Raw genomic sequence first — 24,672 nt, 5'->3', positions numbered from 1 at the left:
GGTATTAGTTTTTATTTGGATCGCCTTGTTTATTGCTTTTTAGCACTTCAACTCTTCTTCTTTTTTTGCTAGTAGTTGTGGTAAGTGAGCTTTCTTTCATTTTTTTATTAACCCACCATCTTTTTAAATTTGGGTTTTTACGAATTGGGTTTATAATAACTCTTTTTATTGAAGCGGATGTTACTTCTCCTTTAACATCATCAAATTTTATGTAACCAAATGCTTTTCGTTCCTTTTTTTTAATGGTTTTAGTTTTAAAAGCCACCTGTTTTTTAAGCTCATTTTTTTCTTTTACTTGAGCAAATGAGATGGATGTAATTAAAAATAGTGTGATAATTAATGTAGTTTTCATAATACTTAATTTTTAGTTTATATAATTATATAAATGAACCTTAAACATTGTTACCCATTATTTTATAAGAATTTTGATGTTATTAATATATTAAAGCTATTTTTGCAAAAAATATAACATATAACAATGAATTCAAGTAAAAACTCGTCGAGAGGACGACAACAAGGGAAAAAAAATCCTCAGAAACCTACCCACAATAAGTTTGAAGGAAAAAAGAAGTATTCAACTTCTAAAAATGAAAATACCAAGAAATCTTTTAAGAAGCCTTTAGATGTTGAAAGAAAGGCTACTTCAAAAAATACAAGCTCAAATTCAGAAGGTATTCGCTTAAATAAATACATTGCAAATGCAGGAATTTGTTCTCGTCGTGAAGCGGATGTCTTTATTAAAGCTGGAAGTGCCACAGTTAATGGAAAGTTAGTTACTGAAATGGGATACAAAGTATCTCCAACTGATGAAGTGAGATTTGACGGAACCTTAATAAGTCAAGAAAAAAAGAGGTATGTATTATTAAATAAACCTAAAAACTTTATTACAACTATGGATGATGATAGAGGGAGGAAGACTGTGATGGAATTAATAGGAAATGCTTCCAAAGAACGAATTTATCCAGTTGGTAGACTTGATAGAAATACAACAGGATTATTGTTATTTACTAATGATGGTGAATTGGCAAAAAAATTAACGCATCCAAAACATAATATTCAGAAAATATATCATGCAACCTTAGATAAAAAATTAGCAATGAGTGATATGCAAAAAATTTCAGAGGGTTTTATGTTAGATGATAGACGTGTGATTGTAGATGAAATATCATACATACAAAACCAGCCAAAAAATGAGGTTGGAGTAAAAATACATTCAGGAAGAAATAGAATTGTGCGTAGAATTTTTGAACATTTTAATTACAATGTTATAAAATTAGACCGTGTAATTTTTGCAGGTTTAACTAAAAAAGATTTGCCTAGAGGTCATTGGAGGCATTTAACCGAGATGGAGGTAAATACTCTTATGATGTTGTAATACAGTAATTTATAAAATTTATTTTCAGAATAATTAAATTAATTTTATTCATAATAATATTTTTATATATTTGATTTTCATAGATATTAAATCATAAATAAATTTTATTTTAAAAGTTTAATTATAACTAGTTTGTTTTGAAGAGAATAATAGTAGATTATAAAAAATTAACACCTGAAATTTTAAACTTATTAGTAGAAAAATTTCCTGATGGTTATGGCATTAGAGATATCGTTAAATTTACAAATCATAAAGGTCAATATATAGAAGCAGTAGAAGTTTCTACAGAAGATACTATGTATTTGGTAAAAATTAGCGATGAATTAGTAGATAGTATGGAAAGTCATGAAGAAGATGAAGAAGATATAGTAATTAGTGACGATTTAAATATTGATGTAGATGATGCCGATTTAGAAGTGGATTTAGATGATGATTAACAATTAAAAATTTATACAAAAAGCCGCGTGGATTTACCTATCGCGGCTTTTTTATTTAGTAAAATAAAAAAGCCTAAACAAATTTGTTTAGGCTTTTATGGTGGTGCCTCCAGGAATCGAACCAGGGACACAAGGATTTTCAGTCCTTTGCTCTACCAACTGAGCTAAGGCACCATCGCTTTAGCGGTTGCAAATATAAATGTATTTTTTATACAAATCAAAACAATTTTTAAAAAATCTATTGTATTTTTGATACTTATTAAAAATTTTGAATGAACTTAATAATTGACGTTGGTAATACAAGAATTAAAATAGCAGTTTTTAATAATGCTGAAATAATTCATAATGAAATAATTACAACCGAAGAGTTTTATTTTAAAGCACTAAAACTACTTGAAGTTTATAGTTGTAAAAACGCTATTTTATCTTCTGTAGGAAACTTAAAAAAATCTCAAATTAATGAACTAAATAGTAAAATTAACTTAATTCAGTTAGATTACATCTCCAAAATTCCTTTTAAAAATTGTTATAAAACACCAAAAACGTTGGGTGTAGACAGAATTGCGTTAGTTTCTTCAGCAGCTTCCCAGTTCCCAAATAAAAACGTTTTAATTATTGATGCTGGAACCTGTATCACTTATGATTTTATAAATGAAAAAGGATATTATTTAGGTGGAGCAATTTCACCAGGTATAAAAATGAGGTATCAATCATTGCATCAATTTACAAAGAAATTACCATTATTAGAAACAAAACAACCTGAAGGCTTAATTGGGGGATCAACAGAAGAGTGTATTCATTCTGGAATTGTTAATGGAGTTATAAATGAAATTGATAGTAATATTGAAAGTTATAGAAAAAAAAATAAAGATTTAACAATAGTTTTAACAGGTGGAGACGTTAATTTCTTGTCAAATAGATTAAAAAATGGCATATTTGCCAATCCTAATTTTTTATTACAAGGATTGAACACAATTTTGACTTATAATTTATAATAAATGATAAAAAAAATAATAGTAGTTTTAACTCTATTGATATCAATTGTTGGTTTTGCTCAAAAAAACAACACTTCTGCATATTCTTTTTTTGGTATTGGAGATAAAAATAGTTCTAGTACTGTTGAGCAATTAAGTATGGGAGGAATTGGAACTTCTTTAAGTGATGTCTATCACTTGAATTTATCTAACCCCGCTGCATATGCTTCACTTAGATTTACGGTGTATTCTTTAGGACTTGAAAACAAAAATACTTGGGCAAAGGATAGTAATGATAAGCAAAGTGCTGCAGCTACTTATCTTTCTTATTTAGCAATGGGGATTCCTTTAGGGCAAAAAGGAGGACTCGCTTTTGGCTTACTACCTAATACTACTGTTGGGTATTCTTTACTAGCTAATCAATATGATACTAGCGGAGAAGTAATTGAAGCCTCTGCATATAGTGGTGATGGTGGAACTAATAAAGTATTTTTGGGTTTTGGCTATAATTTATTTAAAGGTTTTGATATTGGACTTCAAGGGAGTTATGTATTTGGAAAAATAGAAAACAGTATTATTAATCAGCAAAAGGACGTTGCTTTGGCAACTAAATATGAAACTATTTCAAATGTTGATGGTTTTTCTTTAAATGCAGGTTTTCAATATAAAACAAAATTAAATGAAAAAATAAATTTAAATGTAGGAGCAAATTTTGACTTTGAAAATGAAACGGAAGCTGATGGTAATGAATATTTATATTCTGTATCTTTGATTTCATTTGAGTCTCCAAGAGATACTATTTTAAACCGAGAAAGTAAAGGCTTTTTAAAAGCACCATTAAAAACTACTTTAGGAGTTGGTTTAGGAAGTGATAATAAATGGTTTGTTGGTGCAGATTATAGTTTCCAAGAAGCTCTTAATGTTCAAGGGGGAGTATTTAATAATTATTCAAAAATTAAATACGATGTATATAATAAAATCGCTTTAGGAGGTTTTTACATTCCAAAATATAATTCAATAACAAGTTATTGGGAGAGAGTAACTTACAGGGTAGGCGTGAAGTTTGAAAAGACAGGATTGATGGTTGATGCTTCTGGGAATGGAAATGATTTTACAGCGATTGATGATTTTGGCATATCTTTTGGAGTAGGCTTACCAGTTGGTCAACAATTATCTAATTTAAATTTGGGTTTTGAGTTTGGTAAAAGAGGTAAATCAACTAACGGATTAGTACAAGAAAATTATGTAAACTTCAGGTTAAGTTTATCACTTAACGATAAATGGTTTAAAAAATTAGAAATATTTTAATTAAAAGGATAAGAAGATGAAAAAAATGAGACAAATTATAGCTTTATTATTTTTTACAGTTTCTGCACCAATGGTTTTTTCACAAGCTAATGATTGTAATATAAAATACAATTTATTTAAAGGGGATGTAAAAGCTAAAAAATACGATGCGGCTTATGAAAATTGGATGTGGTGTATGGATAATTGTCCAACGCTATCAGTTAATATTTATAAGTTAGGAATAGATATTGCAGAACACAAGTTGGAAACTGCAACAGAAGCTGATAAAAAAGTTGCACAAGATTTGGTAATGAGAGTGTATACTCAAAGAATGGAACATTTCCCAAAAGATAAAGCGGATATTTTAGATAAAATTGCAAGTTTTAAAGCCGAAATTGGAGCTTCTGATGAAGAAGTTTATAGTTGGTTAGAAAAAGCGTTCAAAGAAAATCCAACTGAATTGTCTCCAAAAAATATTTATAGATACTTTGATGCAATACTTCAAAAACATAAAGATGCAAATCCTCAAATAGTATTTGATACTTATGATGAAGTGGGTGAAGCTTTAGAAAAAAGTAGAGCTGAATATTCTAAAAAAATAGATATTATCAATGCTAAAGATTCTACTTCATTAAGTTCTAGAGATAAAAAAAATAGAAAAGTTTACCAACAAATATTAACCAATTTTGCAATTGTTGAAGGCGGTTTAGATGCTAAATTATCTGCTATATCTACTTGCGAAAACTTAATTCCTTTAAATAAAAAGAATTTTGAAGCTAATAAAAACAATGCTGTTTGGTTAAAAAGAGCAGTGTCTAGAATGTACAATAAAGAGTGTACTGATGATCCTTTTTATGATACGTTAGTTGAAGCTTATGTTCATGCAGACCCTTCACCTCAAGCATCTGTATTTTATGCAGGTATATTGATGAAGAAAAATGAAGTTAACAAAGCCATGGAGTATTTTAAAAGAGCAGTAGATCAGGAGACTGATTCTTATAAAAAAGCTGGTCACTTATTACGTGTTGCGCAAATTTTAGGAAAAAAAGGAAGAAAGTCTGAAGCAAGAAGTTATTGCTATCAAGCTTTAAAGGAAGCTCCAACAATGGGAAGTGCATACTTATTAATTTCAGGCTTATACGCAACCAGTGCAAATTCTTGCGGTGATGACGTTGTTTCTAAAAGAATGGTATATGTTGCAGCCTTAAATATGGCAGTTAAAGCAAAGTCTGTAGATCCAAGTATTGCTAGACAGGCAGACAAATACATAAACACGTATTTAACGAACTTGCCTTCAAAAAAAGATTTATTCATTGCGAATGTGGAAGTTGGCTCTACATTTAAAATTGGATGCTGGATTAACGAAACAGTAAGAGTTCGTTCTAAAGATTAAATTTAAAATATTATAATTGGTATATTTGTTATATGACAAAATCAGTTATTCATATAATTTTAAACATTGCTGTTGTTTTTTCAACAGCAATGTTTTTTTCTTGCACTAATGATGTAAAAGAAGTTCGTGATTTTTTAGCAGATAAAAATTTACCTTTAGGAAGAGCTGAAAACATTAACCATAAACATACTGATTCTGGACGAATAAATATTAAAATGAAAGCTCCGTTAATGCTCGATTTTGATAACAGAGAAGAACATCCGTATTCTGAATTTCCTGAAGGAATAAAAATTACAACCATTGAAGTAAATGGAGATTCTATCACCATTGAGGGCGGTTATGCAAAAAGCTTTAAAAAAACAGAAGTTGCAGAAATTAGAAAAAATGTAGTAATTTATAACTACGCTCAAAAAAATAAATTAGAAACTGAGCAAATTTATTGGGATCAAAAAACTCATTATTTTTTTACAGAAAAGAAATTTACATTTTACACCCAAACCGATACTATATATGGAACTGGTTTTGAAGCTACGGAAGATTTAAAAACTTGGTGGGTGAAAAATCAAACAGGAATCATTAATATTAAAGAATAGAGATGCAAAAAATTTGGAAAATATTTGAATACGGTTATTTAATTGTCGCTATAATTTTTATTGTAGAAACAGTTTTAAATTGGAATACCAATAGAGAAAGAGCTTATTTATTATTAGTGTTCGCTGTTTTGGCAGTTTTTATGTATTTTTTTAGAAAAAGATTTAGAAAGAGAATTGAAAAAAGGAATTCAAAATAAATGGAACTTGAATTAGCCATCATATTTATTTCAATACTGTTATCTGCTTTTTTTTCAGGAATGGAAATTGCATATGTATCGGCTAATAAATTTCAAGTTGAACTGCAAAAAAAGAGGGAAGGTTACATCGCTAAAATATTAACTAAACTAACCTCAAAATCATCCAAGTTTATTACAACTATGTTGGTTGGTAATAATATAGCATTGGTAATTTATAGTTTTTTTATGGGAAAACTTATTGTAAGTTTATTACCTTTAAATACTTTAAATGAATTTGCTATATTACTCATTCAAACAGTAATTTCTACCTTAATAATTTTAGTAACTGCTGAGTTTTTACCAAAAGCAATTTTTAGAATTTATGCCAATGAAACCTTGTGGTTTTTTGCGCCGTTGGCTTATGTTTTTTATATACTATTTCATTTTATTTCAGATTTTATTACACTTATTTCAGATTTTGTATTAAAAATGTTTTTTAATACCTCAAAAGATATTCAGCAAACTGAATTTAGTAAAGAAGAATTAGGAGATTATATCACAAAGCAGTTAGAAAATGCAAAAGATACAGAAGAGGTAGATTCTGAAATTCAAATTTTTCAAAATGCACTTGAATTTGACAATTTAAAGGCTCGTGAAATCATGATTCCTAGAACAGAAATTGTAGCTGTAAATATCAATGAAAGTTTATCCAATTTAAGAAAGTTATTTATAGAAACAGGATATTCAAAAATATTAGTTTATAAAGGTTCTTTAGATGATGTTTTAGGATACGTACATGCATTTGAGCTGTTTAAAAAACCCAAAACCATTAAATCAATACTTTTACCAGTAGAGTTTGTTCCTGAAAGTATGTTAATTAACAATGTGCTAAATAGTTTGATAAAAAAGAAACGAAGTATTTCAGTAGTTTTAGATGAATTTGGAGGAACATCAGGAATCATAACAGTTGAAGATATTGTAGAAGAATTGTTTGGAGAAATTATTGATGAACACGATACTGTTGAATTGTTAGAAAGTATTTTAAATTCTCGTGAATACGAATTCTCTGCAAGGTTAGAAGTAGATTATTTAAACGAAACCTACAACCTAAACCTTGAAGAAAATGAAGCCTATGAAACTTTAGGAGGATTTATCGTATATCATAATGAAGACATTCCTAAACAAGATGAAATTATTGAAATAAACAACCTTCATTTTAAAATGTTAAAAGTTGACTCTTCAAAAATTATGGAGGTTTATTTAAAGGTTTTAGATCAAGCAGATTAATTGTTAATAAAAGCATAAAAATAAACAGTTATTTAGCATTAATTCTAATCATTTCACTTTCATAATTAAATACTAAATCGTATTTTCGCACACTGTAATTAAAAGAAATATAATAATGGCAATTTTATCAAAAATTAGAGATCGTTCAATGTTCTTAATCCTAATTGTAGGTTTAGCACTTTTTGCATTTGTACTTGATCCAAGCTCAATTCAACAATTTTTTAGTTCAAGTAAAATAAATTCAATTGGTGAAGTAAATGGTCAAGAAATTGATAGAGAAGAATTTGCTCGTCAAGTAGAAGCTTATAGAACACAAAGTGGAGGTAGAGCGACTCAAATGCAAGCTGTAAATGCAGTTTGGAACACAATGATTAGCGAAAAAATATTTGAAACGCAATTAGAAGAGGCAGGTATTGTAGTGGGTGAAAAAGATATTTGGGATGCTATGACTTCTTTGCCTGAAATTCAAAACTCTCCATTATTTAAAAATGAAGCGAATCTTTTTGATGAAGAAAAGCTAAAAGAGTACATAGCAAACATGAAAGATGATGCTGAGGCTGGTAATACTCAAGCTTGGATGAACTGGTTAGCTACTGAAAGAAGTATTAAGCAAAACCTTGAACGTCAGGCTTATACTAATTTGGTATCTGCTGGTTTAGGGGCATCCTTAGAAGAAGGGAAAAGAGATTATTTATATCAAAATACCAAAATGGACGCTCAATTAGTGTATGTACCATATACTACAATTGCTGATAGTTTAAGTGTTGTGTCTAGAGAAGAAATTAAGAAGTACCTTGAGGATAATACTAAAAGATTTAAACCAGAAGCTACACGTACATTACAATATGTAAAATTTGATATCGTTCCTTCTGAAGCTGATGATGCAGACGTAAAGGCAACTGTAGAAAGTTTTATTAATGATAGAGAAGAATATAGTAACGCTGCAAAAACTACTGTAAAAATAGTAGGTTTAAAAAATGCCACAGACTATGAAGCTTTTTTAAATGATAATAAATCGGATCTATCATTAGATAATGGTTATAAATACAAAAATCAATTACCAGCAGAAATAGCCGATGAAGTTTTTAATGCAACTGTAGGAGATGTTGTTGGTCCTTATAAAAATAATGGTTATTATAAAATTTCTAAAGTTGTTGAAACCTTAGAATTACCAGACTCTGTAAAATCAAGTCATATTTTAGTTCCCTATGTTGGAGCAACAAGATCAATTTCTTTAAAAACAAAAGAAGCAGCTAAAAAATCAGCTGACAGTATTTTTACTTTAGTTAGAAATAACAAAGCTAAATTTAATGAAGTTGCAGATGAAATAAATACCGATGGTACAAAAGGAAAAGGTGGTGATATTGGTTGGATAAGAAAAGATCAAGCTTTTTCACCAGGATTTGATCGTGATTTTGCAGATTATATTTATAAAAACAAAAAAGGAAGTGTTGCTGTTGTAGAAACTGCTTTTGGTTACCATGTAATTAGAATTGATGACCAAACTGAAGCTGAAAAAGCTGTAAAACTAGCTACTTTTGCTCGTTTAATTGAAGCTTCAGAAGAAACAGAAAATAATATTTTTGAACAAGCTGAAACATTGGCAGCAAGATTGTCTGAAGGTGGAAATATTGATGAATTAGCTAAAGAAGATGATTTAAATGTTCAATCAGCTGTTAATTTAAAAGCCTTAGATGAAGCTATTCCAGGACTTAATACACAACGTCAAATGGTAACATGGGCTTTTAACGAAGAGAGAGAATTAGGAGATTCTAAACGTTTTGATATTGATGTGTTAGGAAAAAGAGCTTATGCAGTTGCTGTTTTGAAAGGTAAAACAGACAAAGATGGTTTAGTGATTAGCTCAGATTTAATTACACAAATTAGACCAGAGTTGATTAATAAGAAAAAGAGAGCTTTAATAGAAAAAACATTTAAAGGAAGTACTTTAGAAGAAATAGCTTCTTCAGCAAATACATCTGTACGTTCAGTATCATTAGTAACTTTAGCGAGTCCATTAATTTCTGGAGTTGGTAACGAACCAGCTGTTGTTGGAGCAATGTCTACATTACCGATTGATCAAGTTTCTGATGTAATTGAAGGAGACAAAGGCGTGTTTGTTGTTAAAGTAACCAAAAGAGAATTACCAGCTGAGCTTGAAAATTATGAATCTTTCAGAAAAAGAAAGGTTACTCAATTACAAGGAAGAGCTTATCAGCTATATAAAGTTTTAGAAGAAACAGCTGATATAAATGATAATAGAAGTAAATTCTTTTAAAGAACAATAAAATAAATAAAAAAAGCGAGCTATTAAGCTCGCTTTTTTTATTTATAGGTTTAATGATTATCCATTCATAGAAATCAAAAATTCTTCATTTGATGTGGTAAATTGGATTTTATCTTTAATAAACTCCATTGCTTCAACAGGGTTCATGTCTGCTAAATATTTTCTAAGTACCCACATACGTTGTACGGTTTTAGGATCTAATAGTAAATCATCTCTACGTGTACTTGATTTAACTAAATCTATTGCTGGATAAATTCTTCTATTAGCAATGTTTCTTTCTAATTGAAGTTCCATATTACCAGTTCCTTTAAACTCTTCAAAAATAACTTCATCCATTTTTGAACCAGTTTCAGTTAAGGCTGTTGCAATAATTGAAAGGGATCCTCCATTTTCAATATTACGAGCGGCTCCAAAAAATCTTTTTGGTTTGTGTAATGCATTGGCATCAATACCACCAGATAAAATTTTACCAGATGCTGGAGCAACTGTATTATAAGCCCTTGCTAAACGCGTAATAGAATCTAACAATATAACAACATCATGTCCACATTCAACTAAACGTTTAGCTTTTTCTAGTACAATATTGGCAACTCTAACATGTTTATCTGCAGGTTCATCAAACGTTGAAGCAACTACTTCGCCTTTAACATTTCTTTGCATATCAGTAACTTCCTCAGGTCTTTCATCAATTAAAAGAATAATTTGATAAACTTCAGGGTGATTAGACGCAATGGAATTTGCAATGTCTTTTAATAACATTGTTTTACCAGTTTTAGGTTGAGATACAATCATACCTCTTTGACCTTTTCCAATTGGGGAAAATAAATCTATAATTCTTGTAGATAAAGTGCTACTTCTACCAGCTAAATTAAATTTTTCTTGAGGAAATAAAGGTGTTAAATGTTCGAAAGAAACACGGTCTCTAACTACATTAGGACTTAATCCGTTAATTTTTGAAACACGAATTAATGGGAAATATTTTTCACCTTCTTTAGGAGGTCTTACTACACCTTTAACAGTATCTCCAGTTTTTAAACCGAATAATTTAATTTGTGATTGAGATAAATAAATGTCGTCAGGAGATGATAAATAATTATAATCCGATGAGCGTAAAAATCCGTAACCATCAGGCATCATTTCTAAAACACCTTCACTTTCAATAATACCATCAAATTCATAATCAGGATCTCTGTATCTATTTCCTTGTTTACGTTGTCCTTTTTCTCTTGGTTGCTTATTGTTGTTTGGTTGTTTAGATCTGTTTTGTTGTTTTTGTTGATGATGAAGTTTATTGTCGTTTGGTAATTTATCTTTTACCTCATTTTTATCATCTTTATCAACTACTTTTTTTGTTTCGGTAGTGTTGGCTGGTTTGTTAATCTCTTTTTTAGCGTTATTTTTTTTAGAAGGGTTTTCACCTTCTTTATTATGCTTTTGTTTAGGAACAACATTGTCAGCTTTTTGAGCAATAGGAGTTGATTCTTTTTTAGTTTCAGAGCTCTCTGAAACTTTTGGTTTTTCTACAATCTTTTTTTTATCCGTTGATTGATTAGGATTTTTAGATTGTTTATCAGAATTCACTTTTTTTACGATTCTTTTTCTTTTAGGCTTATCGCTCTCTGAAGAATTTGTTTTAATAACTTTTGATGGAGTTGAAGCTTGGATATCTAAAATTAAATAAACTAAATCTAATTTTTTTAATTGACTATACTTTTTTGCTCCAATAGTTTTTGCTATCTCTTGTAATTCTACAAGAGTTTTCTCCTTTAGTTGGGAAATTTCAAACATCTATGTCTATTTGTAAAATTTGTTAATGTATAAATATTTTGTTCTTATTTGTTAAGAATTTTTTGTGAAATAATCAAAGTGGTGATTAATTGTCTTAGTTGTAGCTTTCGTATACTATTATGTAGTAGACTATTGCAAATATATAAATTTATTTTGTAATATAATCTTTATAACTTTAAAAATAAAACGTATTTTTGCGTTCAATTATTATAAATATGATTCAAAGAATACAAACTGTTTATTTATTACTTGCTACAGCTTTTTCAGGAGGAGTAATTTTTCTCCTAAATTTATGGGTGCAGGAAGAAGAAATTAAGTTTTTTGTAATGGATTCTTTTAATTCTGACAATCTTTTATTAAAAGGGCTGTCAGCATTATTTTTTATTTCAGCGATACTAACTTTGGTTGCTATTTTTCAATATAAAAATAGACAATTACAATTTGTTTTAGGACGTTTATCAATTTTAATCAATTTTATTTTATTAGGAGTTATCGTATATTTTACGCAAAATTTATCTGGAGAAATTAACGTTTCTGAGAAAGGTATTGGGTCACTCATTCCTATCGTTACAATTGTTTTAGTAGTTTTAGCTAATAAAGCAATTAAAAAGGATGAGGAACTTGTAAAATCTGTAGATAGATTACGTTAAACCTAACATCTTAGTATATTTAGTGCATAAAAACCATTTCAATGAATTGAAATGGTTTTTTATTTCTAACGGTTTTCAGGGATATTAGAAAATGGCTATTTTTGGGTAATTATAAATAAAAAATAATAAATAACTTTGATGATGAGGAAAATACAGGAAAAGATTAAAGTTCATATTGCAGATGATCATCAATTATTAATTGATGGTATAATTGCAGTTTTATCTTCAGAAGAAAATATTGAAGTTGTTGGTTACTCCCTAAATGGCAACGATGTATTAAGCTGGTTTGCTTCTAATGAAGCCGATATATTAATTTTAGATATTAATATGCCACAAATAGATGGAATTGCTGTATTGCAAAATTTTTTAAAGCATAAATTTCAACAAAAAGTGATTGTTTTATCAAGTTATGATGATACAAAACTTATTAAAGAAGTGTTGAAAATTGGTGCAAATGGGTTTTTAGCTAAAAAATGTGCTGCTGAAAATATTGTTGATGCTATAAATAAGGTTTATAATAATCAACAGTATTTTAGTGAAAGTATTCAAGAAAAATTATTGGCTACTTTTACAACAAGTTTGGTTAAGAATGAAACACCCTCACAAGATGGCTCATTTTTTAGCTCTTTAACCCCTAGAGAAATAGAAGTTTTAAGGCTTATTACCCAACAATTTAGTTCTAAAGAAATTGGTAAAAAATTACATATAAGTGTTAATACTGTTGAAACTCATCGTAAAAATTTAATTAGTAAATTGCATGTAAAAAATGTTGTTGGATTAGCTTTATATGCTGTAAAAAACAATATAGTTTAATTACTTTTTGAATAATGAATTACGATGAACAGGTATAAAAAAATAATTTTTTTCTTCATTATCATAAGCTGTAGTTATCATGGTTTAACTGCATTTACTTTTCCAAAAGCTAATTTTATTGAATATGATTTTAATTTTTCAGATGATGAAAGATTGAAACAAGTAAAAGATTTATTGGAAACTAATAAGACTGAAGAAGCTATTCAAAAGTTATACCAATTAATTGCAGAAGCTGAAAAATTAAAAGATACCAATTTGATAATTGAAGGGAGCTTGTTGTTAGCAGATGTTTATAGAGACAATGGAGATTATAAAAGCTCAAATAAACAATTTTATAAGTTGCTTCCCTTAATTAAAGAAAATAATAATTATTTACAAATTTTATATTTTAAAAAAGGAGGTAATTTTCAAAAAGAGGGCGAAATAGATAGTGCAATGGTAAACTATAAGAATGCCCTTTTTTACAGTAATTTTTTTAATAATAATGAAGATTTAAAAGCTAAAATTAATGCCAATCTTGCAGGAATTTACTATTTAAAAGAAGATTATGGAAAGGCTATTGAGCATTCCAAAATAGCAGCTAATTATCAAAAAATTCTTGGAAATATTGAAATTGAAGCAGGAATATTAAACAACCTTGGTTCTATATATTTTATGCAAGGGAATTATAAAGAAGCTTTAAATGTATTTCAGCAAACATTTAAATTAGTGGGGTTTGGACAAGAAGATTTACAAAAGCAAATTAGAAGGTCTTCATACATCAATAGTGCTTATGCATATAGTGGTTTAAAACAATTTCAAAAAGCATTCGAATATCAAGATAAATATATTTCTTTAGATGACTCAATAAAACAAGAGTTAAAGTATAAGGAAATAGCTGAAATTGAATCAAAATTCAAAGTAGCTTCAAAAGAGAAAGAAGCAGAAATTGAAAAGTCTAAAAGGTTAGAAGCTGAATATTTATCATATGGGTTAGGTTTTTCAATATGTATTTTATTAATATTACTATTTGTACTTTATAAAATGTATAAATTGAATAAAAAAAATTACACTTTAAAAATTGACCAAAAAAGGTTAATGCATCAAAGTAAAATTGAAAAGCTAAAAAGTGATTCTCAAACAAAAATTTTAGCAGCAACTTTAGACGGTAGGTTAGAGGAAAGAAAGGTGATTGCTTCTGTTTTACATGATAATGTAAGTGCATTGCTCTCCGCAGCTAATTTACATTTATTTGCAAGTAAAAAGCAATTGAAAGACCAAGTACCAGTTGAAATAAATAAATCTCAAAAAATATTAAACGAAGCATCGGAAAGTATTAGAGATTTATCTCATAGGTTGGTTCCTTCACTTCTTCTAAAATTTGGATTAAGTATAGCGGTACAAGATTTATGCGAAAAATCATCAAATTCAACTATCGAATTTTCTTGTGACACTAAAAATATCACACGTTTTGATCAAAATTTTGAACTTAAAATATTTAATATTATTAGTGAATTAGTTAATAATATTTTAAAGCATAGTAATGCAAATAATGCAACTATTAAATTAGAACAATTAGAAGGTCAATTACAACTCGTTATTTTTGATAACGGAAAAGGCTTTGATTTAAATGAAATAAATGATGGAGTAGGGTTGAGCCAAGTTAAAGCTCGAATTAATGTATTAGAAGGTATTATAAAAATAAAATCTTCAACTGAAGGGACAAGAATCTATATTTCAACGCCAATAGTTTACTAACGTTTTTCTAACTCAATAACTTCTAAATTGCTTATTTTATCCTGGTTAATTTCAAACCTTAACATAGTTCTTATTTTATGAAAGCCATATTTGCCAGCAGCTCCTGGATTCATATGCAATACATTTAATTTTTTGTCAAAAATTACTTTTAAAATATGGGAATGACCACTTATAAATAATTGAGGAGGCTCACTTTTAATTAACGGTCTAATTCTAACATCGTAATTAGTTGGATACCCGCCAATGTGAGTCATCCAAACAGTTACATTTTCAATAGTAAATTTTGCATCTAAAGGATATTCATTTCTAATTAATTTATCATCAATATTCCCATAAACAGCTCTAACAGGTTTTAATTTTTGTAAGGTGTCTATAACTTCTATAGATCCAATATCTCCTGCATGCCAAACTTCATCAGCTTGTTTTACGAATTTTAAAATTTGATCATCAATATAACTATGTGTATCAGAAAGTAGTAGTATTTTTTTCATTCTTTATAAAATTCTTAACTGGTAAATATGCCTTATATTTGCAAGCATACAAAAATAACATTTCAATTGAGATATTTTTTAGAAATAGCCTATAAAGGAACTAAGTATCATGGTTGGCAGTTACAACCAAATGCTATTTCAGTGCAAGAATTAATTAATAAAGCTTTAACAACAATTTTAAGGAAACCGATTAATATTGTTGGAGCTGGCAGAACTGATGCAGGTGTACATGCAGAACAGTTATTTGCACATTTTGATATTGACAGTATATTTAATATAGATGAAGTAGTTTATAAAACAAATGCATTATTACCAAATGACATAGTGATACTGAATATTATGAAAGTAATAGAGGATGCTCATGCGCGTTTTGATGCCATACAAAGAAGCTATCAATACAGAATTTTTTTAGGAAGAAACCCTTTTTTAGTTGAAACAACATGGCAGTTAATTAATAAAAAGTTAAATGTTGTTAAAATGAATGAGGCTGCTAAAATTTTACTAACTTACACAAACTTTAAGTGTTTTTCTCGTTCTAACACCGATGTAAAAACTTATGATTGTGACCTTAAAAAAGCATTGTGGGTTCAAAATAAACAGCACCTAATTTTTTATATTACAGCAGATCGTTTTTTACGTAATATGGTAAGAGCAGTTGTAGGAACTTTATTAGATGTTGGTACAAATAAAACATCACTTGAAGAGTTTAAAAAAATAATTGAAAGTAAAAATAGGAGTAACGCAGGACCATCTGCGCCTCCACAAGGTTTGTTTTTAACAGAAGTAACCTACCCAAATAGAATTTTTATACATGAGTAAAAAATTAACAGGAAAAGCTTTTGACGCAAAAATATTTAAGCGTTTAATGGGCTTTGCAAAAAAATATCGATTGCAATTTGTTATTGGAACGCTTTCAGCAATATTATTATCGTTGGTTTCAGTAGCAAAGCCTATTTTATTACAAGAAATTGTAAACACCTATTTTGAAACTAAAGATAAAGAAGGTATTCTGTATTTTTCATTACTAATGGTTGTATTTTTAATAGCAGAAGTTTTTTTACAATTCCTTTTTATTTATAAGGTAAATTGGTTAGGTCAAAATATTATTAAAGATATAAGGGTAAAACTACAAAAGCATATGCTTCAATTTAAAATGGCATATTTTGATCAATCTTCTGTAGGAAAATTAGTTACTCGTTTGGTTTCAGACACAGAAACAATAGCACAATTTTTTGGACAAGGATTGTTTATGATTATTAGTGATCTTTTAAAAATGTTGGTAGTAGCCATTGTTATGTTATGGATGAATTGGAAATTGGCATTAATTGCTTTTATTGTATTGCCAATATTAATTTATGCTACAAAATTGTTTCAAATAGCCATTAAATCAGCATTTCAGGAAGTTAGAATTCAGGTAGCAAATTTAAACGGTTTTGTGCAAGAACGAGTTACTGGGATGAACATTGTTCAGCTTTTTAATCGAGAAAAAATTGAATATGAAAACTTTGTGAAAATTAATGAAAAACATAAAAAAGCTCACATTAAAACGGTTTGGTATTATTCCATATTTTTTCCTATAGCTGAAATTTTATCATCAATAGCAGTAGGGTTATTGGTTTGGTATGGAGGTTTAGATATTGTCGATTCAGGAGTAACAAACGCAGGTCAAATTATTGCATTTATTATGATGTCTCAGATGTTATTTAGACCGTTGCGTCAAATTGCAGATAAATTTAATACTTTGCAAATGGGAATGGTTGCTGGAGATCGAGTTTTTGAAATTTTAGATACACAAAGTCAAATTACTAAGACAGGAAATGTTGAAGCAACTCATTTTAAAGGGAATATTTCGTTTAAAAATGTTCGGTTCAGTTATATTAAAGATGAAGAAGTTTTAAAAGGAATTTCGTTCAATGTAAAGGCAGGAGAAACCATTGCTATAGTTGGAGCAACTGGAGCTGGAAAATCAACCATCATCAATTTAGTAAATCGCTTTTACGAAATAAATGATGGCGAAATATGTATAGATAATCATAATATAGAACAATACACACTCACTTCTTTAAGAAATCAAATTGCTGTAGTATTACAAGATGTTTTTTTATTTTCAGATACCATTTACAATAACATTGTTTTGAGTAATGAAAATATTACTTTAGATGAAGTGAAAAAAGCGGCTAAAGAAATTGGTATTCACGAGTTTATTATGAGTTTGCCAAATAATTACAATTATAATGTGAAAGAGCGTGGAGTAATGTTGTCTTCAGGACAAAGACAGTTAATAGCTTTTTTAAGAGCTTATGTAAGTAAACCAAGTGTGTTAATTTTAGATGAAGCAACTTCTAGTATAGATTCGTATTCTGAACAATTAATTCAAGAAGCTACAGATAAAATAACTCAACATCAAACATCTATTATAATTGCGCATAGATTAACAACGGTTAAAAAGGCGGATAGAATAATTGTAATGGATAAAGGTAAAATTGTTGAACAAGGTTCGCATTTAGAACTACTTCAAAAAGACGGTTATTACAAAAATTTATACGATATGCAATTTGTTAATGAGGCGGCTGTTTAATTTCTTTAATTAAGATCGTATCGAATAGTTTCTATTAATTCGTTATGGTTTTTAAATAAGATAAATTCACCATCTTTTATATAAGAAATTTTACCTGTTTCTTCAGAAACAACTAAGCAAAGGGCATCTGTTTTTTCTGTAATTCCAATAGCTGCCCTATGTCGTAAACCAAATCTAGTAGGTAAACTTTTTTTAGATAACGGTAAAATAATTCGAGTGGCAACTATTAAATTTTCTTTAATAATGATGGCTCCATCATGTAAGGGGCTATTTTTATAAAAAATACTTTCTAAAATAGGTTGATTAACTTCAATGTTCATTTTATCACCTGTTGGTTTTACAAAGTCTAAATTATTAGAGCGTTCTAAAACAATTAAGGCTCCTGTTTTTGTTAAAGACATGCTTTCACAGGCAAGTAAAATAGCTTCTACATCCATATCGGTATATATTTCAGTTTTTAAAAATTTAAGTTGTTTTAAAAAACTTCTTTTACTTGTAAAATTGGTAGATCCAAGCATTAATAAAAACTTTCTAACTTCTGGCTGGAAAACGATAAGAATGGCTATAGCTCCTAAACTAATTAAAGCACCCAATAATCCGCTTAGCATTTCCATTTGTAATGCTTCGGTAATTTTCCATATTAAAACTACTAAAGCTATTCCAATAAAAATATTAATAGCAACGGTTCCTTTAAGTAATTTGTATACATAGTACAGTAATACTGCAACTAAAACAATGTCTAAAATATCTAAAAAAGAAAAGTCTAAAAAATCTAGCATTCAATTAGTTTTTGTAAAAATAGGAAAAAGATTGCACACAAAATAGTTATTCACAACCACAATCAGGAACTTTTATTTGATTAAAAATAAATTCGATGTGATTGGTTAGAATAGCGGTATTATTTAAATTAAATAACATTGTTTTGTAAGCTAGGTAATCTTGGTATAATAAATTTTCATTAAAATTTAAATGAAGCATGGTTTGTTTACCTTCTGAGGTAAAGTCAATAAATTCAAGCAATGTTTCTTTAAAATCTCCTTTTTCAATTTTAGAATCATTTAATAATACATTGTTTGGATTAAAAACCAAGTTGATGTTATTAAAATTCAAATAGTTATTTCTGTTTTCTTTGATGAAGTATTTGGATAAAATACTGTCTTTTTTATAAACAACATTGTCAAATTCTAAGAATGATAATTTTTGGGAAATGGTATCAGAAAAACTAAAATAGTTATGCATTCCTTCTTTTGAATGTATGGAATTTGCATGTTTATCTTGAAGCGTTATAATATCATCAATAAATGTTTTTAAAGGTAAACGTTTATCTATGTTAAATATCCAATGTGTTGAACTTATGGTGTTTTTTCTATTTAAAACGGCCAAAGTATCATTGTTATTAACTTCATAAAAAAACCATACTTGTGAATGGTCAAATACTTCTTGAATTCCTTTTTCTGCTAGAGTTGGAATTTTTAGTTCTTTTTTAGCACAGCTTATCATTAAAAAAGGGAGGATAAATAGTATTTTTTTCATTGTTTATTCTACATTTTTAAGCAATTCAACAATTTTAATAGCTTCAACAGCTTCTTTTACATCATGTACGCGTAAAATGTTAGCACCATTTAATAAAGCTATTGTATTTGCAGTGGTAGTTGCGTTTAAGGCTTCTTTTTGTGTTATTTCTAAAGGTTTAAATAACATAGATTTTCTTGATAAACCTGCTAGTGTTGGAACTTCTAAGCTTTTAAAAAGTTCTAAATGCTTAAGCAGTTTATAATTGTGTTCTAATTTTTTAGAAAAACCAAATCCTACATCAGTTATAATATCATTAACGCCTAATAGTCTTAATTCGTTAATTTTTTTTGAGAAGTAAAATATAACATCATTCACAACATGATTGTAGGTGCAATTTTTTTGCATATTTTGCGGTGTGCCTTTCATATGCATAATAATATAAGGAACATTGAGTTTTGCAACTGTTGTAAACATATTTTCGTCCATATTTCCAGCTGAAATATCATTAATAATACATGCACCTTCATTTATACATGCTTCTGCTATTTCACTTCTAAAAGTGTCAATTGACATTAGTATTTGAGGAAATTCTTTAGCTAAAAGTTTAATCACTGGTAAAATACGTTCTTTTTCTTCTTTTTCAGAAATATGTTTAGCACCTGGTCTAGAGGAATAAGCTCCAACATCTATAAAAGTAGCTCCCTCACTTAGCATTTTTTCAACTTGTTTTACAATGCTTTGGGGGTTGTTGTATTTTCCACCGTCAAAAAATGAATCAGGAGTAATGTTTAAAATCCCCATTACTTTTGGTGATGATACATCGATAAGCTTTCCATTACAATTAATACTAAACATTATTTTACTACTTTATTAATTACTTTAGTCATTTTTGGAGCTTGATAGTTGAACATTTTTGAAACAAGTTCTTCTATAGAGTCGCTTATAATTAACATTTCTTTGTTAGATTGTTTTAAGTATCCTTCAGTTACCATAACTTCTAACTGTTTGATTAAATGATTAAAAAAACCATTGGTATTTAAAATTCCAACAGGCTTTTGTTCAATACCTAATTGTCCTAAAGTTAGGGCTTCAAAAATTTCATCTAAGGTGCCAAAACCACCAGGTAACGCAATATACCCATCAACAAGTTTACTTATTTTTATTTTTCTTTTGCTCATAGTTTTAGTAACAATCATTTCAGTAATTTCAGTATGTGCTACTTCTTCATGACGAAGCAATCCTGGAATTACACCAATTACTTCTCCTTTTTTTTCAATTATTGCATCGGCCAAAACTCCCATCATTCCTATCTTTCCACCTCCATACACTAAACCAATGTTGTTTTTGGCAAAGTGAAAGCCTAATTTAATAGCTTCATTTTTATATATTTCATTAAACCCTAAGCTTGAGCCACAAAAAACAGCAACTTTCTTCATAAATAGATAATTGATTTTTTAATTCATTAAATTTGTTCGAAATTTACGGAATTAATTAAAGTTACATGCAACAAACTTCAAAACAATACGATGAGGTAATTGAAAAATGCCGATCACTATATGTTAATAAATTAAAAGATTACGGAACAGCTTGGAGAATTTTAAGATTGCCATCGCTTACAGATCAAATTTTTATTAAAGCACAACGAATTCGTCAGCTGCAAGAAAATGTAACAAGAAAAGTTGATGAAGGAGAAGTTTCAGAATTTATTGGAATTATAAATTATGCCATAATGGCTTTAATTCAATTGGAAAAAGGAGTTGCTGAACAACCAGATATGTCTAATGACGAAGCCGTAAAACTGTATGATACACACATAGCAACAACCAAACAATTGATGGAAGATAAAAATCACGATTATGGGGAGGCTTGGAGAGATATGAGGGTAAGTTCTCTTACAGATTTAATTTTACAGAAGCTATTGCGAGTGAAACAAATTGAAGATAATAAAGGAAAAACATTAGTATCTGAAGGTATAGATGCAAATTATCAAGATATGATTAATTATTCCGTTTTTGCTTTAATACATATTAATGAAAAAGAATTGTAATATGAAAATAGTAGTTCAAATATCAAGGCTTATAGTTGCCATAACGTTTATTTTTTCAGGATTTGTAAAATTAGTTGATCCGCTTGGTTCAGCGTATAAATTTCAAGAATATTTTGGTGCTGACGTTTTAAATTTAGAATTTTTAATTCCTTATGCTTTGCCTTTTTCGGTATTTTTAATTTTAGCTGAAATAATGTTAGGGGTTTTCTTGTTGGTGGGTTACCTTCCAAAAATTACGGTTTGGAGTTTGCTTGGAATGATTTTAATTTTCTTGTTTTTAACTTGGTATTCTGCTTATTATAACAAAGTTACTGATTGTGGTTGTTTTGGTGACGCCGTAAAACTATCGCCTTGGGAAACATTTTATAAAAACGTATTCTTAATTTTACTAATTATACTTTTGGTTGTAAAATATGAATATATTAAACCGTTTCCAAGTTTGAATCTTGCAAAATGGGTTTCCTTTTTGTCGTTTACAGCTTTTTTATACATAGGGTATTATGTATTAATTCATCTACCAATTATTGATTTTAGACCTTATGCTGTTGGAAAAAATATTAAAGAAGGAATGCAATTTGTTGGAACAGAATTACCACCAGTACATGATTTCTTTTTAGAAACAAATGATGGAAATGATTTAACAGAAGAAGTCTTATCAGCAGATAATATAATGTTAATTGTAGCGTATAATTTAAGTAAGAGTGAAAAAAGTGGTTTAAGTAAACTAAAAGATTTAACAGATAAAGCTATAGAAAATGGTTTTAAAGTTTATGCCTTATCTGCATCAATGAATGAAGAATTTTTAGAAATTAAAAATGAGCATAATTTAAATTTTGAAATGTTGTTTTGTGACGAAACTACACTCAAAACAATTATAAGAGCTAATCCAGGCATTGTTACTTTACATAAAGGTACTGTTACAGGTAAATGGAGTTGGACAGATGCTGATGAAGTTCAATTAATACTTAAATAAGTTAACATGAAGCAGGCATTTCTTGTATTTGTTGGAGGAGGTTTTGGAAGTGTTTTAAGATTTTTATTAGGAAAATGGCTGAATAATGTTGAGAATTATATTCCTTATGGCACATTTTTAGCAAATGTACTTGGTAGTTTACTTATTGGTTTTATTATTGGTGTGCTATCTAAGTCATCAAATATTCCAGCCAATCAATCATTATTACTCGCAAGTGGTTTTTGTGGGGGCTTTACTACTTTTTCTACTTTTGCCTACGAAAACCAACTTTTCCTTAAAAATGGAGACTATTCTCAGTTTTTGTTCTATACTTTAGGATCGTTAGTTTTTGGTTTTTTAGCAGTTTTTTTAGGCTTATATCTTTCCAAACTTGTTTAAGTTGTCTGTTTTTTAATAAAAAACAAATTTTCAACAATACCAATTTACTTAATACAATAAAAAACTCAATAAAATTTTAAAAACCCTATAAAAAATAGGGTATATTTTATTTAAAATAATAAAAATTATATTTATACCCTATAAAAAACAGGGTTAAAGTATATTTATATATATTTTTGTGATAAAATTAATTAAAAAATCATTTTATCATGAAAAAAATCGAAGCGATTATTCGAAAGTCAAAATTTGATGAAGTAAAAGAAGCTTTACATCAAATTGAAATTAACTTTTTTAGTTACTGGGATGTAACCGGTGTAGGAAATGAAAAACAAGGACACGTATACAGAGGTGTTAGTTATAGTACTACAGATATTCAGCGTAGATTTTTATCAATCGTAGTTTCAGAAACTTTTTTGGAAAGGACAGTAGATGCTATTTTAAAATCAGCATTTACTGGAAGTGTAGGTGATGGAAAAATATTTATATCAAATATTGAAGAAACCTACAGAATAAGAACTCGAGAAAGAGGTGCTAACTCATTAAAATAAATAACTACTAACTTTTTTATTATGGAAAACACATTATTTACAGTGAGCAATGTTTGGATGATGATTTGTACTGCACTAGTATTTTTAATGCATTTAGGATTTTCATTGTTAGAAATTGGATTAACAAGACAAAAAAACACCATCAATATATTATTTAAAAATATATTTATTATATCAATTGGTTTGGTATTGTATGCCTTGGTAGGGTTTAATTTAATGTATCCAGGCTCATTCATTTTAGGAATTATTCCTGATTATTTTTTCGATTTATTTGGGTTGTCAATACCTGAAAACGGCTTAACAGCAGAATATGCAAGTGGAGGTTATACTTATTGGACTGGCTTTTTGTTTCAAGGAATGTTTGCGGCAACAGCGGCAACCATAGTTTCTGGAGCTGTGGCTGAAAGAATAAAATTAGGCGCTTTTATGGTGTTTTCAATTTTTTATATTGGAATTGTGTATCCTATTACCGGTTCTTGGAAATGGGGAGCAGGTTGGCTAGATGAATTGGGTTTTTATGATTTTGCAGGTTCAACCTTAGTACATTCTGTAGGTGGTTGGGCAGCTTTAGTGGCGGTTTGGTTATTGGGAGCCCGAATTGGAAAATTTAAAAAAGATGGTTCTATTGGAGCCATCCCAGGTCATAACATTCCTTTAGCTACTGCAGGTGTGTTTATACTTTGGTTGGGCTGGTTTGGTTTTAACGGAGGGTCTGTTTTATCTGCAAATCCTGGAAGCACTTCTTTAGTTTTAGTAACCACTTGTATTGCCGCAGCTTCAGGTGGCTTAGCAGCTTTTTTTGTTTCATTATTTAAACATAAACAATACGATTTATCAATGTTTTTAAATGGAGTGTTAGGAGGATTGGTTGGAATTACGGCTGGAGCAGATTTAATGAGTGTTACCGATTCAATTTTTATTGGTTTTATAGCTGGTACGCTTATTGTTTTAGGAGTTGGATTTATTGATAGTATGAAATTAGATGACCCTGTTGGTGCTATTGCTGTTCATTTAATATGTGGTATTTGGGGAACACTAGCAGTAGGAATTTTTGGAAGTATGGCTGGATGGGGACAATTTGGAATACAATTGATTGGAGTTTTGTCAGTGGGTGTTTTTTGTTTGGTTTCTGCATATACAATCATAAAAATATTAAAATCTACTGTAGGGATTAGAGTTTCTTTAGAAGAAGAACAAGACGGTTTAGATATTCATGAACATGGTATGGATGCTTATCCTGATTTTCGATTAAATCAACATTAATTGCATTTAATTAATGTACTTAATTGCCAATTTTGAAGATTTTTTTAAAAGCATATAATGTTTAATAGGATTGCTATGGAAT

Annotated in this window: 25 protein-coding genes and 1 tRNA gene; 18 read left to right on the top strand and 8 right to left on the bottom strand. The window is 28.8% G+C overall.

Annotated elements, in window-relative coordinates; all coding sequences use genetic code 11:
- Positions 1 to 4: 4 nt before the first annotated feature.
- Positions 5 to 352 carry a hypothetical protein gene (locus ACFQZW_RS04130; RefSeq protein ID WP_298285961.1) on the bottom strand — a complete coding sequence of 116 codons (348 nt, stop codon included), beginning with the start codon at positions 350 to 352 and terminating at the stop codon, positions 5 to 7.
- 126 nt (positions 353 to 478) lie between these two features.
- On the opposite strand from ACFQZW_RS04130, the gene ACFQZW_RS04125 reads away from it, so the two are divergent.
- Positions 479 to 1,375 (top strand): pseudouridine synthase, encoded by an 897-nt coding sequence (locus tag ACFQZW_RS04125; protein WP_298265003.1) that lies wholly within the window; start codon positions 479 to 481, stop codon positions 1,373 to 1,375.
- A 137-nt stretch (positions 1,376 to 1,512) separates the two neighbouring features.
- Positions 1,513 to 1,812, top strand: a complete 300-nt coding sequence (locus ACFQZW_RS04120) for a hypothetical protein (RefSeq protein WP_298265001.1) — start codon at positions 1,513 to 1,515, stop codon at positions 1,810 to 1,812.
- Between the two features lie 98 nt (positions 1,813 to 1,910).
- Here the strand turns inward: ACFQZW_RS04120 and ACFQZW_RS04115 are convergent.
- Positions 1,911 to 1,986: transfer RNA gene (locus tag ACFQZW_RS04115), tRNA-Phe, on the bottom strand.
- Between the two features lie 98 nt (positions 1,987 to 2,084).
- On the opposite strand from ACFQZW_RS04115, the gene ACFQZW_RS04110 reads away from it, so the two are divergent.
- The 6 genes from ACFQZW_RS04110 (at position 2,085) to ACFQZW_RS04085 (ending at position 9,800) form a co-directional block, all read left to right on the top strand.
- Entirely contained in the window at positions 2,085 to 2,807 is a 723-nt protein-coding gene (locus tag ACFQZW_RS04110; protein ID WP_386781532.1) for a type III pantothenate kinase, read from the top strand.
- Positions 2,808 to 2,810: 3 nt separating this feature from the next.
- Complete coding sequence (locus ACFQZW_RS04105; RefSeq protein WP_298264995.1) at positions 2,811 to 4,094, top strand: hypothetical protein; 1,284 nt, start codon at positions 2,811 to 2,813, stop codon at positions 4,092 to 4,094.
- 25 nt (positions 4,095 to 4,119) lie between these two features.
- On the top strand, positions 4,120 to 5,466 hold the full coding sequence (locus tag ACFQZW_RS04100; RefSeq protein ID WP_372802597.1) for a tetratricopeptide repeat protein: 1,347 nt from the start codon (positions 4,120 to 4,122) through the stop codon (positions 5,464 to 5,466).
- Positions 5,467 to 5,498: 32 nt separating this feature from the next.
- On the top strand, positions 5,499 to 6,059 hold the full coding sequence (lptC, locus tag ACFQZW_RS04095) for an LPS export ABC transporter periplasmic protein LptC (protein WP_298285934.1): 561 nt from the start codon (positions 5,499 to 5,501) through the stop codon (positions 6,057 to 6,059).
- Between the two features lie 197 nt (positions 6,060 to 6,256).
- Positions 6,257 to 7,522, top strand: coding sequence for a hemolysin family protein (locus ACFQZW_RS04090; RefSeq protein WP_298264987.1), 1,266 nt, complete (start codon positions 6,257 to 6,259; stop codon positions 7,520 to 7,522).
- A 115-nt stretch (positions 7,523 to 7,637) separates the two neighbouring features.
- Complete coding sequence (locus tag ACFQZW_RS04085) at positions 7,638 to 9,800, top strand: SurA N-terminal domain-containing protein (protein ID WP_386781531.1); 2,163 nt, start codon at positions 7,638 to 7,640, stop codon at positions 9,798 to 9,800.
- Between the two features lie 66 nt (positions 9,801 to 9,866).
- Here ACFQZW_RS04085 and rho read toward each other — a convergent pair whose 3' ends face one another.
- The gene (gene rho / locus ACFQZW_RS04080; protein WP_298264982.1) at positions 9,867 to 11,597 is read right to left on the bottom strand and encodes a transcription termination factor Rho; all 1,731 of its coding nucleotides are present in this window, start codon (positions 11,595 to 11,597) and stop codon (positions 9,867 to 9,869) included.
- Positions 11,598 to 11,812: 215 nt separating this feature from the next.
- Here rho and ACFQZW_RS04075 point away from each other — a divergent pair, with 215 nt between their 5' ends.
- From ACFQZW_RS04075 to ACFQZW_RS04065, 3 genes are all read left to right on the top strand, one after another.
- On the top strand, positions 11,813 to 12,247 hold the full coding sequence (locus ACFQZW_RS04075) for a DUF4293 domain-containing protein (RefSeq protein WP_298264980.1): 435 nt from the start codon (positions 11,813 to 11,815) through the stop codon (positions 12,245 to 12,247).
- A gap of 141 nt (positions 12,248 to 12,388) precedes the next feature.
- Positions 12,389 to 13,060, top strand: a complete 672-nt coding sequence (locus tag ACFQZW_RS04070; RefSeq protein WP_363317273.1) for a response regulator transcription factor — start codon at positions 12,389 to 12,391, stop codon at positions 13,058 to 13,060.
- A gap of 24 nt (positions 13,061 to 13,084) precedes the next feature.
- On the top strand, positions 13,085 to 14,797 hold the full coding sequence (locus ACFQZW_RS04065) for a tetratricopeptide repeat-containing sensor histidine kinase (RefSeq protein WP_298285922.1): 1,713 nt from the start codon (positions 13,085 to 13,087) through the stop codon (positions 14,795 to 14,797).
- Here ACFQZW_RS04065 and ACFQZW_RS04060 read toward each other — a convergent pair.
- A complete protein-coding gene (locus ACFQZW_RS04060; RefSeq protein WP_298264972.1) occupies positions 14,794 to 15,288 on the bottom strand; it encodes a metallophosphoesterase family protein in 495 nt (164 codons plus the stop codon). The two genes, ACFQZW_RS04065 and ACFQZW_RS04060, sit on opposite strands and share 4 nt — an antisense overlap.
- Positions 15,289 to 15,315: 27 nt before the next feature.
- Here ACFQZW_RS04060 and truA point away from each other — a divergent pair, with 27 nt between their 5' ends.
- Together truA and ACFQZW_RS04050 are read left to right on the top strand one after the other, a co-directional pair.
- Positions 15,316 to 16,107 carry a tRNA pseudouridine(38-40) synthase TruA gene (truA, locus tag ACFQZW_RS04055; RefSeq protein WP_298264970.1) on the top strand — a complete coding sequence of 264 codons (792 nt, stop codon included), beginning with the start codon at positions 15,316 to 15,318 and terminating at the stop codon, positions 16,105 to 16,107.
- Positions 16,100 to 17,866: an ABC transporter ATP-binding protein gene (locus ACFQZW_RS04050; protein WP_298264968.1), complete on the top strand. Its 1,767-nt coding sequence runs from the start codon at positions 16,100 to 16,102 to the stop codon at positions 17,864 to 17,866. The genes truA and ACFQZW_RS04050 overlap by 8 nt, the downstream gene beginning before the upstream one ends.
- A gap of 5 nt (positions 17,867 to 17,871) precedes the next feature.
- On the opposite strand, the gene cdaA is transcribed toward ACFQZW_RS04050, so the two are convergent.
- Genes cdaA through ACFQZW_RS04030 form a run of 4 tightly spaced genes read right to left on the bottom strand, consistent with a single transcriptional unit; the run spans position 17,872 to position 20,817 of the window.
- Entirely contained in the window at positions 17,872 to 18,645 is a 774-nt protein-coding gene (gene cdaA / locus ACFQZW_RS04045) for a diadenylate cyclase CdaA (protein ID WP_298264965.1), read from the bottom strand.
- A gap of 46 nt (positions 18,646 to 18,691) precedes the next feature.
- Positions 18,692 to 19,399, bottom strand: coding sequence for a hypothetical protein (locus ACFQZW_RS04040; RefSeq protein ID WP_298264963.1), 708 nt, complete (start codon positions 19,397 to 19,399; stop codon positions 18,692 to 18,694).
- Between the two features lie 3 nt (positions 19,400 to 19,402).
- Complete coding sequence (gene folP, locus ACFQZW_RS04035) at positions 19,403 to 20,236, bottom strand: dihydropteroate synthase (protein ID WP_386781530.1); 834 nt, start codon at positions 20,234 to 20,236, stop codon at positions 19,403 to 19,405.
- Positions 20,236 to 20,817, bottom strand: coding sequence for an LOG family protein (locus ACFQZW_RS04030; protein ID WP_298264958.1), 582 nt, complete (start codon positions 20,815 to 20,817; stop codon positions 20,236 to 20,238). Before ACFQZW_RS04030 ends, folP begins: the two co-directional genes overlap by 1 nt.
- A gap of 65 nt (positions 20,818 to 20,882) precedes the next feature.
- Here ACFQZW_RS04030 and ACFQZW_RS04025 point away from each other — a divergent pair, with 65 nt between their 5' ends.
- From ACFQZW_RS04025 to ACFQZW_RS04005, 5 genes are all read left to right on the top strand, one after another.
- Positions 20,883 to 21,428, top strand: coding sequence for a DUF1599 domain-containing protein (locus ACFQZW_RS04025; protein ID WP_298285913.1), 546 nt, complete (start codon positions 20,883 to 20,885; stop codon positions 21,426 to 21,428).
- Between the two features lies 1 nt (position 21,429).
- Positions 21,430 to 22,401: a BT_3928 family protein gene (locus ACFQZW_RS04020; RefSeq protein WP_372802734.1), complete on the top strand. Its 972-nt coding sequence runs from the start codon at positions 21,430 to 21,432 to the stop codon at positions 22,399 to 22,401.
- Between the two features lie 6 nt (positions 22,402 to 22,407).
- Positions 22,408 to 22,779: a fluoride efflux transporter CrcB gene (gene crcB / locus ACFQZW_RS04015; protein ID WP_298264949.1), complete on the top strand. Its 372-nt coding sequence runs from the start codon at positions 22,408 to 22,410 to the stop codon at positions 22,777 to 22,779.
- Between the two features lie 209 nt (positions 22,780 to 22,988).
- Positions 22,989 to 23,327 (top strand): P-II family nitrogen regulator, encoded by a 339-nt coding sequence (locus tag ACFQZW_RS04010; protein ID WP_298264948.1) that lies wholly within the window; start codon positions 22,989 to 22,991, stop codon positions 23,325 to 23,327.
- A gap of 21 nt (positions 23,328 to 23,348) precedes the next feature.
- The gene (locus ACFQZW_RS04005) at positions 23,349 to 24,590 is read left to right on the top strand and encodes an ammonium transporter (RefSeq protein ID WP_386781529.1); all 1,242 of its coding nucleotides are present in this window, start codon (positions 23,349 to 23,351) and stop codon (positions 24,588 to 24,590) included.
- Positions 24,591 to 24,672 lie beyond the last annotated feature (82 nt).

Source organism: Lutibacter aestuarii (genome assembly GCF_042676885.1).
GTDB classification, from domain to species: Bacteria; Bacteroidota; Bacteroidia; order Flavobacteriales; family Flavobacteriaceae; genus Lutibacter; species Lutibacter aestuarii.
This window is presented reverse-complemented; position numbering and strand designations above follow the sequence as displayed.

What these genes read in the sequence shown, in the direction of transcription:
- ACFQZW_RS04125 (WP_298265003.1), top strand. Translation starts at nt 479, where the DNA reads ATGAATTCAAGTAAAAACTCGTCGAGAGGACGACAACAAGGGAAAAAA.
- ACFQZW_RS04070 (WP_363317273.1), top strand. Translation starts at nt 12,389, where the DNA reads ATGAGGAAAATACAGGAAAAGATTAAAGTTCATATTGCAGATGATCAT.
- ACFQZW_RS04020 (WP_372802734.1), top strand. Translation starts at nt 21,430, where the DNA reads ATGAAAATAGTAGTTCAAATATCAAGGCTTATAGTTGCCATAACGTTT.
- cdaA (WP_298264965.1), bottom strand. Translation starts at nt 18,645, where the DNA reads ATGCTAGATTTTTTAGACTTTTCTTTTTTAGATATTTTAGACATTGTT.
- ACFQZW_RS04040 (WP_298264963.1), bottom strand. Translation starts at nt 19,399, where the DNA reads ATGAAAAAAATACTATTTATCCTCCCTTTTTTAATGATAAGCTGTGCT.
- ACFQZW_RS04025 (WP_298285913.1), top strand. Translation starts at nt 20,883, where the DNA reads ATGCAACAAACTTCAAAACAATACGATGAGGTAATTGAAAAATGCCGA.
- ACFQZW_RS04090 (WP_298264987.1), top strand. Translation starts at nt 6,257, where the DNA reads ATGGAACTTGAATTAGCCATCATATTTATTTCAATACTGTTATCTGCT.
- ACFQZW_RS04130 (WP_298285961.1), bottom strand. Translation starts at nt 352, where the DNA reads ATGAAAACTACATTAATTATCACACTATTTTTAATTACATCCATCTCA.
- ACFQZW_RS04010 (WP_298264948.1), top strand. Translation starts at nt 22,989, where the DNA reads ATGAAAAAAATCGAAGCGATTATTCGAAAGTCAAAATTTGATGAAGTA.
- ACFQZW_RS04050 (WP_298264968.1), top strand. Translation starts at nt 16,100, where the DNA reads ATGAGTAAAAAATTAACAGGAAAAGCTTTTGACGCAAAAATATTTAAG.
- ACFQZW_RS04030 (WP_298264958.1), bottom strand. Translation starts at nt 20,817, where the DNA reads ATGAAGAAAGTTGCTGTTTTTTGTGGCTCAAGCTTAGGGTTTAATGAA.
- ACFQZW_RS04065 (WP_298285922.1), top strand. Translation starts at nt 13,085, where the DNA reads ATGAACAGGTATAAAAAAATAATTTTTTTCTTCATTATCATAAGCTGT.
- crcB (WP_298264949.1), top strand. Translation starts at nt 22,408, where the DNA reads ATGAAGCAGGCATTTCTTGTATTTGTTGGAGGAGGTTTTGGAAGTGTT.
- lptC (WP_298285934.1), top strand. Translation starts at nt 5,499, where the DNA reads ATGACAAAATCAGTTATTCATATAATTTTAAACATTGCTGTTGTTTTT.
- rho (WP_298264982.1), bottom strand. Translation starts at nt 11,597, where the DNA reads ATGTTTGAAATTTCCCAACTAAAGGAGAAAACTCTTGTAGAATTACAA.
- truA (WP_298264970.1), top strand. Translation starts at nt 15,316, where the DNA reads ATGCCTTATATTTGCAAGCATACAAAAATAACATTTCAATTGAGATAT.
- folP (WP_386781530.1), bottom strand. Translation starts at nt 20,236, where the DNA reads ATGTTTAGTATTAATTGTAATGGAAAGCTTATCGATGTATCATCACCA.
- ACFQZW_RS04005 (WP_386781529.1), top strand. Translation starts at nt 23,349, where the DNA reads ATGGAAAACACATTATTTACAGTGAGCAATGTTTGGATGATGATTTGT.
- ACFQZW_RS04100 (WP_372802597.1), top strand. Translation starts at nt 4,120, where the DNA reads ATGAGACAAATTATAGCTTTATTATTTTTTACAGTTTCTGCACCAATG.
- ACFQZW_RS04105 (WP_298264995.1), top strand. Translation starts at nt 2,811, where the DNA reads ATGATAAAAAAAATAATAGTAGTTTTAACTCTATTGATATCAATTGTT.
- ACFQZW_RS04110 (WP_386781532.1), top strand. Translation starts at nt 2,085, where the DNA reads ATGAACTTAATAATTGACGTTGGTAATACAAGAATTAAAATAGCAGTT.
- ACFQZW_RS04085 (WP_386781531.1), top strand. Translation starts at nt 7,638, where the DNA reads ATGGCAATTTTATCAAAAATTAGAGATCGTTCAATGTTCTTAATCCTA.
- ACFQZW_RS04060 (WP_298264972.1), bottom strand. Translation starts at nt 15,288, where the DNA reads ATGAAAAAAATACTACTACTTTCTGATACACATAGTTATATTGATGAT.
- ACFQZW_RS04075 (WP_298264980.1), top strand. Translation starts at nt 11,813, where the DNA reads ATGATTCAAAGAATACAAACTGTTTATTTATTACTTGCTACAGCTTTT.